General features: G+C 64.5%; 16 protein-coding genes. 13 read left to right on the top strand and 3 right to left on the bottom strand.

Annotated elements, in window-relative coordinates; translation table 11 throughout:
• The first annotated feature begins 42 nt into the window (after positions 1 to 42).
• The 11 genes from AB3G31_RS07910 (at position 43) to AB3G31_RS07860 (ending at position 9,994) form a co-directional block, all read left to right on the top strand.
• Positions 43 to 1,071, top strand: a complete 1,029-nt coding sequence (locus tag AB3G31_RS07910; RefSeq protein ID WP_367849643.1) for an ABC transporter permease subunit — start codon at positions 43 to 45, stop codon at positions 1,069 to 1,071.
• 6 nt (positions 1,072 to 1,077) lie between these two features.
• Positions 1,078 to 2,004: an ABC transporter permease subunit gene (locus AB3G31_RS07905; RefSeq protein ID WP_367849642.1), complete on the top strand. Its 927-nt coding sequence runs from the start codon at positions 1,078 to 1,080 to the stop codon at positions 2,002 to 2,004.
• A 17-nt stretch (positions 2,005 to 2,021) separates the two neighbouring features.
• The gene (locus AB3G31_RS07900; protein ID WP_367849641.1) at positions 2,022 to 2,996 is read left to right on the top strand and encodes an ABC transporter ATP-binding protein; all 975 of its coding nucleotides are present in this window, start codon (positions 2,022 to 2,024) and stop codon (positions 2,994 to 2,996) included.
• Positions 2,993 to 3,970, top strand: coding sequence for a peptide ABC transporter ATP-binding protein (locus AB3G31_RS07895; protein WP_367849640.1), 978 nt, complete (start codon positions 2,993 to 2,995; stop codon positions 3,968 to 3,970). The genes AB3G31_RS07900 and AB3G31_RS07895 overlap by 4 nt, the downstream gene beginning before the upstream one ends.
• Positions 3,971 to 4,182: 212 nt before the next feature.
• Positions 4,183 to 4,671, top strand: a complete 489-nt coding sequence (locus tag AB3G31_RS07890) for a hypothetical protein (RefSeq protein WP_367849639.1) — start codon at positions 4,183 to 4,185, stop codon at positions 4,669 to 4,671.
• 146 nt (positions 4,672 to 4,817) lie between these two features.
• On the top strand, positions 4,818 to 6,902 hold the full coding sequence (locus AB3G31_RS07885; RefSeq protein ID WP_367849638.1) for an EAL domain-containing protein: 2,085 nt from the start codon (positions 4,818 to 4,820) through the stop codon (positions 6,900 to 6,902).
• A gap of 68 nt (positions 6,903 to 6,970) precedes the next feature.
• Entirely contained in the window at positions 6,971 to 8,038 is a 1,068-nt protein-coding gene (locus tag AB3G31_RS07880) for a tartrate dehydrogenase (RefSeq protein WP_367849637.1), read from the top strand.
• Positions 8,039 to 8,140: 102 nt separating this feature from the next.
• A complete protein-coding gene (locus AB3G31_RS07875) occupies positions 8,141 to 8,539 on the top strand; it encodes a hypothetical protein (protein ID WP_367849636.1) in 399 nt (132 codons plus the stop codon).
• An 88-nt stretch (positions 8,540 to 8,627) separates the two neighbouring features.
• A complete protein-coding gene (locus tag AB3G31_RS07870; RefSeq protein WP_367849635.1) occupies positions 8,628 to 9,086 on the top strand; it encodes an OsmC family peroxiredoxin in 459 nt (152 codons plus the stop codon).
• Positions 9,083 to 9,622, top strand: coding sequence for a DsbA family protein (locus AB3G31_RS07865; protein WP_367849634.1), 540 nt, complete (start codon positions 9,083 to 9,085; stop codon positions 9,620 to 9,622). Before AB3G31_RS07870 ends, AB3G31_RS07865 begins: the two co-directional genes overlap by 4 nt.
• A 45-nt stretch (positions 9,623 to 9,667) precedes the next feature.
• Positions 9,668 to 9,994, top strand: a complete 327-nt coding sequence (locus AB3G31_RS07860; protein WP_367849633.1) for a plasmid stabilization protein — start codon at positions 9,668 to 9,670, stop codon at positions 9,992 to 9,994.
• 27 nt (positions 9,995 to 10,021) lie between these two features.
• On the opposite strand, the gene AB3G31_RS07855 is transcribed toward AB3G31_RS07860, so the two are convergent.
• From AB3G31_RS07855 to AB3G31_RS07845, 3 genes are all read right to left on the bottom strand, one after another.
• On the bottom strand, positions 10,022 to 10,243 hold the full coding sequence (locus AB3G31_RS07855) for an ATP-binding protein (RefSeq protein WP_367849632.1): 222 nt from the start codon (positions 10,241 to 10,243) through the stop codon (positions 10,022 to 10,024).
• Positions 10,244 to 10,330: 87 nt separating this feature from the next.
• Complete coding sequence (gene yghU, locus AB3G31_RS07850) at positions 10,331 to 11,206, bottom strand: glutathione-dependent disulfide-bond oxidoreductase (protein ID WP_367849631.1); 876 nt, start codon at positions 11,204 to 11,206, stop codon at positions 10,331 to 10,333.
• 99 nt (positions 11,207 to 11,305) lie between these two features.
• Entirely contained in the window at positions 11,306 to 12,118 is an 813-nt protein-coding gene (locus AB3G31_RS07845; protein WP_367849630.1) for a class I SAM-dependent methyltransferase, read from the bottom strand.
• A 23-nt stretch (positions 12,119 to 12,141) separates the two neighbouring features.
• Between AB3G31_RS07845 and AB3G31_RS07840 the strand changes: the two genes are divergently transcribed.
• Positions 12,142 to 12,354, top strand: a complete 213-nt coding sequence (locus AB3G31_RS07840; RefSeq protein WP_367849629.1) for a transcriptional regulator — start codon at positions 12,142 to 12,144, stop codon at positions 12,352 to 12,354.
• Between the two features lie 23 nt (positions 12,355 to 12,377).
• Entirely contained in the window at positions 12,378 to 12,608 is a 231-nt protein-coding gene (locus AB3G31_RS07835; RefSeq protein ID WP_367850310.1) for a HipA N-terminal domain-containing protein, read from the top strand.
• The last annotated feature ends 69 nt before the right edge of the window (positions 12,609 to 12,677 follow it).

Raw genomic sequence — 12,677 nt, 5'->3', positions numbered from 1 at the left:
GAACATGGTTTGCCACCTTGCTTTTTCGTTTTAAGCAGCCTTATGTTCTTCTACATCCTCAAACGCCTCGCCGTGCTGGTGCCGACCTTCTTCGGCATCACCCTGCTGACTTTTTCACTGATCCGCATGATCCCCGGCGACCCCATCGAAGTGATGATGGGCGAGCGCTCGATCGACCCGGTGATGCACGCTGCCGCCCTCAAGCAGCTGGGCCTGGACCAGCCGCTGCCGGTGCAGTACTTCCACTACCTGGGCCAGTTGCTGCACGGCGACCTGGGCGCCTCGCTCAAGACCCAGAACCCGGTGTGGACCGAATTCAAGATCCTGTTCCCCGCCACGCTGGAGCTGGCCGTCATGGCACTGCTGTTTGCGCTGGTGGTGGGCGTGGTGGCCGGGGTGACGGCGGCGGTCAAACGCGGCTCGTTTCTGGACCACGGCGTGATGACCCTGGCGCTGACGGGCTACTCCATGCCCATCTTCTGGTGGGGTTTGATGCTGATCATGCTGTTCTCCAGCGGCCTGGGCTGGACCCCGGTGTCGGGCCGCATTGACCTGATGTTCGACATTCCGCCCGACACCGGCTTCATGCTCATCGATGCCTGGCGCGCCCAGCGGGCCGACCCCAGCCTGAACGCCGGGGCGCTGTGGGACGCGGCCAAGCACCTGATCCTGCCGACCATCGTGCTGGGCACCATTCCGCTGGCGGTGATTGCCCGCATGACGCGCTCCAGCATGCTGGAAGTGCTGCGCGAAGACTATGTGCGCACCGCCCGCGCCAAGGGCCTGTCGCCTGCCCGCGTGGTGTTCATCCACACCCTGCGCAATGCGCTGATTCCGGTGCTGACGGTGATTGGCCTGCAGGTGGGCACGCTGATGGGCGGCGCGGTACTGACCGAGACCATCTTCTCCTGGCCCGGCATCGGCAAGTGGCTGATCGATGCCATCGGGCGGCGCGACTACCCCGTGGTGCAAAGCGGCATTTTGCTGGTGGCCACCCTGGTCATCGTGACCAACTTTGTGGTCGATATTTTGTATGGCGTGGCCAACCCGCGCATCCGGCACAACAAGTAAAACAACATGCAAACCTCTCTCCCCACCCCTTCAGTGACCGACGAACTGGAGCTCGCACCCGGCGCGCCGCCCTCCTCCTGGCAGGAGTTCTGGCGCGGCTTCACCAAGAACAAGGGCGCGGTCGTTGGCCTGGTGTTCATGGCCATCGTCGCCCTGGCCGCACTGTTTGCGCCCTGGGTGGCACCGTACAACCCGATCGAGCAGTTCCGCGACCACTTCCTTACCCCGCCCGCCTGGGTGGACGGAGGTTCGTCGCAGTTCCTGCTGGGCACCGACGAGGTGGGCCGCGACATCCTCTCGCGCCTGATCCATGGCGCGCGGCTGTCGCTGTTCGTCGGCTTTTGTTCGGTGCTGCTGGCGCTGATTCCTGGCGTGGTGCTGGGGCTGGTAGCCGCCACGTTTGGCCGTGCGCTGGACTCCGTCGTCATGCGCATCATGGACATCATGATGGCCCTGCCCGCCCTGCTGCTGGCGGTGGCGATTGTGGCCATCCTCGGCCCCGGGCTGGGCAACGCGCTGGTGGCGATTGCCGTGGTGTCGCTGCCCGCCTACGTGCGGCTCACCCGTGCCTCGGCCATGACCGAGTTGAACCGCGACTACGTCACCGCCGCCCGGCTATCCGGTGCGGGCACGCTGCGCATCATGTTTGTCACCGTGCTGCCCAACTGCATGGCCCCGCTGATCGTGCACGCCACCATGGGCTTTTCGGCGGCGATTCTGGAAATCTCGGCTCTGGGCTTTCTGGGCATGGGCGTACAACCGCCTGCGCCCGAGTGGGGCACCATGCTGGCCTCGGCCCGTGACTACATCGAGCGCGCCTGGTGGGTCGTCACCCTGCCCGGGCTGACGATTCTGTTCTCGGTACTGGCCATCAATTTGATGGGCGACGGCTTGCGCGACGCGCTCGACCCCAAGCTCAAGACCGCCGCATAAAACTACAAAGAACCACGATGGCATTGCTCACAATCAAAAATCTCTCCGTAGAGTTCGGCCCCCTAGGCCGGGCTTTCCGGGCCGTGGACGGGCTGGACCTGACGGTCTCGCAAGGCGAAATCGTCGGCATCGTCGGCGAATCCGGCTCCGGCAAATCGGTCACCATGATGGCCCTGATGGGCCTGCTCGACGGCCAGGGCCGCATCACCGCCGATACCCTGAACTTCGACGGCCAAGACCTGCTGACCATCACCCCCGCCCAGCGCCGCAAGCTGCTGGGCAAGGACATGGCGATGATCTTCCAGGACCCGATGACCTCGCTCAACCCCAGCTTCACCGTGGGCTACCAGATCATCGAAGTGCTCAAGCAGCACATGGGCCTGCGCGGAGCGGCGGCCACCGCCCGCGCGGTGGAGCTGATGGAGATGGTGGAAATCCCCGCCGCCAAAAGCCGCCTGGATGTGTACCCGCACCAGCTCTCGGGCGGCATGAGCCAGCGGGTGATGATCGCCATCGCCATCGCCTGCAAGCCGCGCCTGCTGATCGCCGACGAGCCCACCACCGCGCTGGACGTGACCATCCAGGCGCAGATCATGGACCTGCTGGTCAATCTGCAAAAAGCCCACAACATGGCCCTGGTGATGATCACCCACGACCTGGCCGTGGTGGCCGAAGTGGCCCACCGCGTGGCCGTGATGTACGCGGGCCAGGTCGTAGAAACCGGCAGCGTGGCCCATTTGTTCGACCACCCCGCCCACCCTTACACCGACGCGCTGCTGCAGGCCGTGCCCGAGCGCAGCCACGGCGCGCGCCGCCTCAGCACCCTCAAAGGCATGGTGCCCGGCCAGTACGACCGCCCCAGGGGCTGTTTGCTGTCGCCGCGCTGCCCCCGCGTGCAAGACCGCTGCACCACCGAGCGCCCCGCGCTGGCCCAACACAACGGCTTTGGCGTGCGCTGCTTCTTCCCTTTGACTGAAGAGGTGGCCGCATGAGTACGGTTGTTTTAGAAGCCCAGAACCTCACCCGCTACTACGGCGTGGCCCAGGGGGCGTTCAAGCCCAGGCTGCAGGTGAAGGCGCTCAACGGCATTTCCTTCCAGCTGCAGGCCGGTAAAACCCTGGCCGTGGTGGGCGAGTCCGGCTGCGGCAAAAGCACGCTGGCGCGCCAGTTGACGCTGATCGAAGCCCCCACTTCCGGCACGCTGGTGATGGACGGCCAGGCACTCGACAGCGCCAGCAGCGCCCAGCGCAAAGCCATGCGCAGCAAGGTGCAAATGGTGTTCCAGAACCCCTACGCCTCGCTGAACCCGCGCCAGAAGATCGCCGACCAGCTGGCCGAGCCGCTGCTGCTCAACACCAAGCTGACCGCCGCCGAGCGCACCGCCAAGGTCCATGACACCATGCGCCGCGTGGGCCTGCGCCCCGAGTTCGCGCAGCGCTACCCGCACATGTTCTCGGGCGGCCAGCGCCAGCGCATCGCGATTGCCCGCGCCATGATTCTGCAGCCCAAGATCCTGGTGGCCGACGAACCCACGTCAGCGCTCGACGTGTCCATCCAGGCCCAGGTGCTGAACCTGTTCATGGACCTGCAGGAAGAGTTCAACACCGCCTACGTGTTTGTCTCGCACAACCTGGCGGTGGTGGAGCACGTGGCCAATGACCTGATGGTGATGTACCTGGGCCGCGCGGTCGAGGTGGGTGCCAAGGGCCTGATCTTCGAGCGCCCGCTGCACCCCTACACCCAGGCCCTGCTGTCGGCCACCCCGTCCATCGACCGCAGCCAGCGCCGGGTGAAGATCAAGATTACCGGCGAGCTACCCAGCCCGCTGAACCCACCCAGCGGCTGCGCCTTCCACAAGCGTTGCCCGTACGCCACCGCACGGTGTTCGGCCGAAGAACCGTTGCTGCGTCCCCTGCTGGGGCGCGAGGTCGCCTGCCACCATGCCGAGACGATCAACGCACAATGAGTGTTCTATAAGAAAATAGCTGCCTGCGCTTATCTGACAAGCGTAAGCAGCTATTTAATATATAGCAAATCGCCCCTGACGCGCCCTATCCGACCCCAGGCGGGGAATACCATTGGTTTCAATTTCTCGGAATCGCATACATTCCTGTGGATGGGGCGTAGAGTCATAAAATCACAAGATTGGTTAAAGATTTGAAACAGATGGAGAGCAACATGACCTCGGAATCTGAACAAAAGATATTCGGAAAACTGGCAGAACTGGAAAACGACATACAGGTTCTTCGGGAGGGCTACCTGATCGTCAACAAACGCTATACGGCGGCCTTGACCTCGATGAAATCCTTGACGGCCAGCGCACTGGAGGCCGCGATGCGGGCCGCAGTGGCGGCAGAAAAATCGGCCCTGGCAAGCCAGAGTGCGAAAAAGGCCGCCAAGGAAGCCTCGATCGTTCCGATCATCGAGGCCACCGAATCTGCCGCCGAAGCCGCCATGCTTGCCGCCGTAGCCGCATCCGAGGCTGCTGCAGCGGCATCCGCAGCCGCCTCCGCCTCCGCGTCTGCGGCAGCGTTCCAGGCGGAAGAGACGGCGCTGCAGGCGTCGGCGGAAGCCGCCAGCGCCACGTCGCGGGCTACAGCCGCTGCGGCCACGGCCGCCAAAATGGCGAATGAGGCCAACTTGATCGCCAAATCGGTCAGAAAATAAGCAGGCGGATCCCCATGCGATTCCATGCAGACTCCTTGGCAAAGCCAGCGGTGCCGCATACTGGGCGGTATCTGGCCGTTGTGCTCCACCAGAGCACCTGAAGCCGCGCGGTAGTACCTATGGCCACAGTCTTCGCTTCTCCGGAAATGACAGACTCCACTGTGGCACGTCTCACCGACAGGCTGCTCGCCATGGAGCGGGAGATCAACCACCTGTTCGGACGCGTGCCATTTGGCAGCCATACGCTCGATGCCGACGGTACCTACCTGTCGATCAATGCCCTCGAACTGGCCTGGCTAGGCTACGCCAGCGAAGAAGTCATCGGCAAAAAGAAGCTGGTTGACTTTCTAACACCGGCAAGCCAGGACAAATTCCGCATGAACGCAGCGAACTCGTCCAGCGCAGACCAGGCCCTGGAGCTGGAACTGGTGCGCAGGGACGGAACCTGCATGCCGATTACCTTGAGCAGCACCGGTGAATTGGAGTGCGACTCCAAGGTCTGCCGCGCACTGATGTTCGACCTGACAGAAAACCAGGTGCTCCAGGCCAAGCAGCGGGTGTCGGCGGCAGCCTTTGAGTCGCTGTCGGGTATGTTCATCACCGATCGCTACCAGCGCATCCTGCAGGTCAACCGCGCATTCACCGAGCTCACCGGCTACTCCGCAGAGGAAGTCCAGGGGCAGACGCCCCGCATGCTGAGCTCGGGGCGCCATTCCAAGGACTTCTACCAGGCCATGTGGGCATCGCTGAACGCCCAGGGCACCTGGAGCGGCGAGATTTGGAACCGGCGCAAAAGCGGCGAGATATTTGTCGAGTGGCTGAGCGTTTCCACGGTGACAGACGCGTGCGGTGAGGTCACCCACTATGTCGGCAGCTTTATCGACATCACCGCCAGCAAACGCGCCCAGGACCAGATCGCCTACATGGCCTACCACGATGCGCTCACCCAGCTGCCCAACCGCCGGTTGCTGCTGGACCGGCTGAACCAGGCGGTGGCAACAGCCCGGCGCAGCGGCTTGCACGGCGCGGTGTTGTTCATTGACCTGGACCATTTCAAGCACATCAACGACACCTGTGGCCACGAAGCCGGGGACCAGGTGCTGGTGGAAACCGCCCGTAGATTGCGCCAGGCCGTGCGCGAAGGCGATAGCGTGGCCCGCATGGGCGGAGACGAATTTGCCATTCTGCTGGAAGACCTCGGTGCAGAACGCCTGGAAGCGGCAGCCAAGGCGGTGCACCTGGCCGAAAAAATACTGGCGCAACTGGCCCAACCCTTCGACCTGGGCGAATACCACTTCCGATGTACGGCCAGTATCGGCATCGACCTGTATGTCCAGAGCGAAACCGCCGCCGACCTGCTGCAGCATGCCGACCTGGCCATGTACCAGTCCAAAAAAGCGGGGCGCAACACCTTGCGTTTTTTTGATGCCACGATGCAGACGGCGGTGAACCGGCATGTCGCCATGGAAAACGAACTGCGCCATGCGGTCAAGCACCGCGCGCTGCACCTTTTTTTCCAGCCCCAAAGGGACCGCCAGCGCCGCATCATGGGCGTAGAAGCTTTGGTGCGCTGGCAACATCCCGACCGGGGCATGGTGTCGCCCGCGGAGTTCATCCCCTTGGCCGAAGAAACCGAGCTCATTCTCCAAATTGGCAAATGGGTGCTGGAAACCGCCTGTACCCAGCTCAAAGCCTGGGAGAAAAACCCCTTGACCCGCCATTTGTGCATGGCCGTCAACGTCAGCGCCAAACAATTCCACCAAACCGACTTCGTTGCCACGGTACGGCAGGCCTTCGCCCTGAGCGGGGCCAATCCGGCGCTGGTGAAGCTGGAAGTCACCGAAAGCGTGATGCTCGATACGTCCGAGGTCTTGACCAAGATGGAAGCGCTCCGAGCGATGGGTGTGTGCTTTGCGATGGACGACTTTGGCACCGGCTATTCATCGCTCAGCACCCTGACCCAGTTGCCGCTCACCCAGCTCAAGATCGACCAGTCTTTTGTGCATAACATCGGCATTCGGCCTAGCGACGCGGTCATCGTGCACACCATCATCGCCATGGCGCACACGCTGGAGATGGAAACCATGGCCGAAGGCGTAGAAACCGAAGAGCAGTTCGCCTTTCTGCAAAAACACGGCTGCGATTACTTCCAGGGCTACCTGTTTGGCCGCCCCGTCCCCGTGGAAGCGCTGGAGGCCCAGCTTGCGGCCCTGGAAGTCTCTACCCATTAGCCTGGTGCGCCCTGCAGATGGTCTAGCATGCGGCCTGCAACCAGCACCGCCACCAGAAAGACGCCCCCATGTCCCCCACCTACAAGATCGCCGTCATCGCCGGAGACGGCATTGGCCAGGAAGTCATGCCCGAAGGCCTGCGCGTGCTGCAGGCCGCCGCCCGGCGCTTCGACATCGCCCTGGAGTTCCACCCCTTCGACTGGGCCCACTGCGGCTACTACGCCCGCACCGGCCAGATGATGCCCGACGACTGGAAGGCCCAGCTGCAGCCCATGGACGCGATCTACTTCGGCGCCGTGGGCTGGCCCGCCACCGTGCCCGACCACATCTCGCTGTGGGGCTCGCTGCTCAAGTTTCGCCGCGAGTTCGACCAGTACATCAACCTGCGCCCGGTGCGCCTGTTCGAGGGCGTGCCCTGCCCTTTGGCCGGGCGCAAGCCGGGCGACATCGACTTCTTCGTGGTGCGCGAAAACACCGAGGGCGAGTACACCAACCTGGGCGGCACCATGTATGCGGGGACCGAGCGCGAGATCGTCATCCAGGAGTCGGTGTTTTCGCGCTTTGGCACCGACCGGGTGCTCAAATACGCCTTTGAACTGGCCCAGAGCCGCCCGCGCAAGCACCTGACCGTCGCCACCAAGAGCAACGGCATCGCCATCAGCATGCCCTGGTGGGACAGCCGCGCCGATGCCGTGGCCCAGGGCTACCCGGACGTGGCGGTGGACAAGCAGCACATCGACATCCTCAGCGCCCGCTTTGTGCTGCAGCCCAACCGCTTTGACGTGGTGGTGGCCAGCAACCTGTTTGGCGACATCCTGTCCGACCTGGGCCCGGCCTGCACCGGCACCATCGGCCTGGCGCCGTCGGCCAACCTCAACCCCGAGCGCAGTTTTCCGTCGCTGTTCGAGCCGGTGCATGGCTCGGCCCCCGACATCGCGGGCAAAAATATCGCCAACCCCGTGGCCATGGTGTGGTCGGGTGCGCTGATGCTAGACTTTCTGGGCCACCGCGCAGCCCACGACGCCATCGTCGCAGCCATCGAGAAAGTGCTGATCACCGGGCCGTGCACGCCCGACCTGGGCGGCAGCGCATCCACCGCCCAGATGGGAGCGGCGATTGCGGCACATCTGGAATAGGGACATATTGCGCGCTATCCATTCGATAGCTGCTTATGCCGTTAGCATCAGCACCAGAGCCCTATTTTTCATATAAAAGCCTGATCAGGCCTGAGCGTCGCCGTGCCCCCCACCCCCATTCGTACCCAATGCCCGCCCGGTGCCTGCAACTGCGGGCGCGACGCGCTGCTGGAAAACCCGCTGGGCGACCTGCGCGTGCTGCGCCTGACCCGCGAGGACGAGCTGCGCCTGCTGCAGCGGCTGGAGAACCTGGAAAGCCTGGCCGACCTGCGCCGCCTGGAAGCGCGGATGGAGCAGCAACTCGGCATCCGGCTGAGCATCGGCACCAGCCCCAACGAGGTCCGCAGCCTGCGCGGCATCGTCATTCTGGTGCATGAACAGCCCGGCCTGTGCCGCAAAACCCGCCAATCCATCCCCGCCGCCATCAAGCGCAGCCTGGAACAGCGCCCCGACATCGCCTACGACATTCTGGACGTCGGGGGGCTGTTCGAGGGCCTGTAAAACCGGCGCGGGGCATTCTGTGCGCTGCCGCACAGACCCCGTCGGCGGGCACGGCCACCATGGAGGAATCACTACGAAAGGCCCCGCCATGATCGAAAAAACCGCCACCGTCCATTGGGAAGGCCCCGGCAAAAAAGGCCAGGGACAGATCAGCACCGAAACCGGCGCGCTCCAGGCCTACCCTTACGGCTTTGCCAGCCGGTTTGAAGACGACCGCAAGGGCACCAACCCTGAGGAGATCCTGGGGGCCGCGCATGCCGCCTGCTTTGCCATGGCGTTTTCGTTTGCCTGCGACAAGGCCGGCTTTGCCACCGCCACGGTAGACACCCAGGCCCAAGTGCGCCTGGTGCCGCAGGGGGAAGGGTTTGGGATCGACCGGATCGCCCTGACCCTGAAAGCCAGCGTGCCCGGTCTGGATGAGGCGCAGTTCCAGGCGCTGGCACTGGCCGCCAAACACAATTGCCCCTTATCCAAAGCCTTGGCCAGCGTGCCCGAAATCACCTTGCAGGCCACGCTGCTGCCCGGCTCTGCGACGGCAAAGCCATGACCCGCGTAGGCCCCCGCGACACCCCCGAAGCGGGCCTGTCCGCCGCCGACCATGTGATGGGGCGCCTGGATGCCCGGTTCACGCTGGTGGAGTACGGCGACTACGCATGCCCGGCGTGCATCCAGGCCGAGCCGCTGGTGCGCCAGTTGGTGGACACCGAGGGCCACCGCCTGCGCTTCGTGTTCAGGCACTACCCGCTGATGGAGTTGCACCCGCAAGCCGAATTGGCCGCCGAAGCCGCTGAAGCCGCTGCGGCGCAGGGCAAGTTCTGGCCCATGCACCACCTGCTGTTTGCCCAAAAGCAGCACCTGGATGCCGAAGCCCTGGCGGGCTATGCCGAAGCCGCAGGACTGGACATGCTGCGCTACCGTGGCGAGATGAATGACCGCATCTACACCCAGCGGGTGCAAGAACACCGCCGCGCAGGCGACCGCAGCGGCGTGCACGCCACGCCGACGTTTTTTCTCAACGACACGCTGGTCGATGTGTCGCTGGGTTTGGAGAAGCTTACCGAGGCGCTGCGCGCAGCGTTCTAAGGCCGGTAAGCCCTGGTGCTTTTTTATCCCCTTAAAGGAGCAGCTATGCCGAACAAAGCCTGGAGCGCCAAACGTGAGCGCCAATACAGCCATATCAAAACCAGCCTGCTGGAACGCGGCAAGCCCGAACCCCTGGCCGAGGAGATCGCGGCGCGCGTCGTCAACAAGGAGCGGGCGCAACAGGGTGAGTCGGCGGAGGCCAGCGCCTCCTCGCTCAACGACATGTCGCCCAGCCGACGCGGCGGCCTGCGCTCGCACAAGGGCCCGGGCGGCCGTACCCTGCTGCAACTGCGCAACGAAGCCCGCCAGCGGGGCCTGAAGGGCCGCTCCAAAATGAACAAGGCAGAGCTGGAAGCGGCCTTGCAGCGGTAATGGGCCGCAAGCCCACGGGGGCGGTTTTCAGCCCTCGGCTTGCACCATCGCAATGGCGTCGAACGGGCAGCGCACCGCGCATTTGCGGCAGCCGGTACAAGCGTCGATGTCGCTGAGCACCGAAAACTTCTTCCAGCCCTGCGGCTCCAGCGACAGCAAATGCAGGTGGCAGGTGGGCACGCACCAGCCACAGCCCGTGCAGCGGCTGGTGTCGATCACGGGTTTGGGGACGGTGCGGGCGGGTGGCATGGGGCGGTACGCGCTAGTTGAGGCCATTTTATGCCTCTAGCGCTTATTTCATCAGCGTGAGTAGCTACTGAATCAATAGCATATCAATCAAGCCTTGGCTGCCAGCTTGTCGTGCGTATGCGTGTCGAAATCGCTGGCCGCATGGCGCTCGTGCAACTGCTCGGACGGCTCGCCCCAGGTGCGGTTGACCATCCGCCCGCGCTGTACGGCGGGGCGCGCAGCGATCTGCTGGGCCCAGCGCAGCACATGGGTGTATTCGTGCACGCTCAAGAACTCGGCCGCGCCGTAGAGCTGCCCCAGCACCAGCCCGCCATACCAGGGCCACACTGCCATGTCGGCGATGGTGTAGTCCTCTCCGGCCAGGTAGGTGTGGTGGGCCAGGCGGAGGTCCAGCACGTCGAGCTGGCGCTTGACTTCCATCGCGTAGCGGTTGATCGGGTACTCGAACTTGGCCGGGGCGTAGGCGTAAAAATGGCCAAACCCGCCGCCCAGAAACGGCGCACTGCCCATCTGCCAGAACAGCCACGACAGGCACTCAGCCCGCGCCGCGCCGCCCGCGGGCAAGAACGCGCCAAACTTCTCGGCCAGGTGCTGCAGGATCGCGCCCGACTCAAACACCCGCACCGGCTCGGCCCCGCTGCGGTCCATCAGGGCCGGGATCTTGGAGTTGGGGTTCACCTCCACAAAGCCGCTGCCAAACTGCTGGCCTTCGTTGATGCGGATCAGCCAGGCATCGTATTCCGCACCCGTGTGGCCCAGCGCCAGCAGCTCCTCCAGCAGGATCGTGACCTTCTGGCCATTCGGCGTGGCCAGCGAATACAGCTGCAGCGGGTGCTTGCCCACCGGCAGCGGCTTGTCATGCGTGGCACCGGCGACGGGGCGGTTGATGTTGGCGAATTGCCCGCCGTTTTCCTGGTCCCAGGTCCAGACTTTGGGGGGCGTGTAGACGGTGGTGTCGGTCATGCGATGGCTTCCTTGGCGGAGTGGGGGTCAAAAACTGAATGGACCTCAGGGTAGCCGCAGTGCGATGCCCCAGGGGCTTTAGGGTTTTGGGCGATCTCGCTATCCCCACGCCACGATCACATGGGCCTGGATTTTCCCGGCCACCGGACCTGTGCCATGGCGGCTGGCGATCGCCTGCGTTGCGCGGTCGGTGGCCAGCGGCAGCAGGCTGGCATCGCGCGCCTCGATTTCGTTGCGCAGCGGCGTGCCCTGGCAGTAGGCGGTGGCGGCGTCGCGTGCCGAGGGCGCGTGGCTCACTTTCTCGCGGGTCTGGATCTGGACGTGGTGGAACCCTGCGCGGCGCAACTCCTCGCCAATCTGCGCGGTATCGTGGTAGCCGTGCGGCGTGCGGGCCAGGAAGCGCGGCGGATCCTGCGGAAACAGCGTGGCGACGGCTTGGGTGACGGCATCGGCAAAGGCGTTCTCCTCGATACGGTCCCAGACATTGAAGACAAAACGCCCGCCCGGCCGCAGCACGCGGCGCGCCTCGGCGTAGCCCGCCACCCGGTTGGGGAAAAACATGGCACCAAACTGGCAGCACACCACGTCAAACGCGGCATCGTCGAACGGCAGTGCGAGCGCATCGGCCTGCTGCCACGCGATGCGGCCATCCACCCCCTGCCGGGCGGCGGCGTAGTCGAGCATGGGCTGGTTGAGGTCGGTCACCACATAGCGCGCATCGGCCCGGAGCAGGGGTGCCAGCGCCCGGGTGACCACCCCACTGCCCGCCGCCGTCTCCAGCACCGCGCCGGGCGAAAAGCCCGCGACCAGCTGGGCCAGGTCGGCGGCATAGGCCCCAAAGATCAGCGGAACCATCAGCGTGTCGTAAAACTTCGGGATCGAACCCGCGAACACCTTGTCGCTCTCAGCCATGGAGTCTCCTTTCCAGCATAGGCATGGTGAACGCGCATGCCGGTCCCGTCAATGGCGGGCGTGCGGGCCTCTCCACCCCGAACAGGATATTTCTGCAAGGCGTAGGCGTGCGCTTTGTGGTGGAGATGGAGGCGGGCAAGCCTACGCTGCGGCTGGAGCACATTTTGCGGGTGCTGCAGGCGCTGGAAGGTTGCCTGGCGGTGGAAGGTTTGCCATCCGCCTCGGAGGGTGCATAGCATGCCAGGCCCATTTGGCGCAGGTGAACGGGCGGCTCAACTTCCACCACACGCCCGAATGGCTGGCCCACAGCGGTGCCCGCGCGCTGTCCCCCTCGCCGCCGCTGCAACCCGCACCGATCGCCGCCCGCGCCACCCGTCCGTTCGTGGCCGGGCCACCGCCCGAAGGCGACAAACGCAAGCAGGTAGCCCAGGCACTGCAGGTATCCCGCCAGAACGACTTTGGCTTGCTCGACGGCACTTGGCGCCCATGAAATAGGCAACGGCAACATCGGCCCATACGTAAGGGAATCGGCTCAATATCGGCCCTAGGCGTGAGCCGA

Origin of the sequence: Rhodoferax sp. WC2427, assembly GCF_040822085.1 — a bacterium.
Lineage (GTDB): Bacteria > Pseudomonadota > Gammaproteobacteria > Burkholderiales > Burkholderiaceae_C > Rhodoferax_B.
This window is presented reverse-complemented; position numbering and strand designations above follow the sequence as displayed.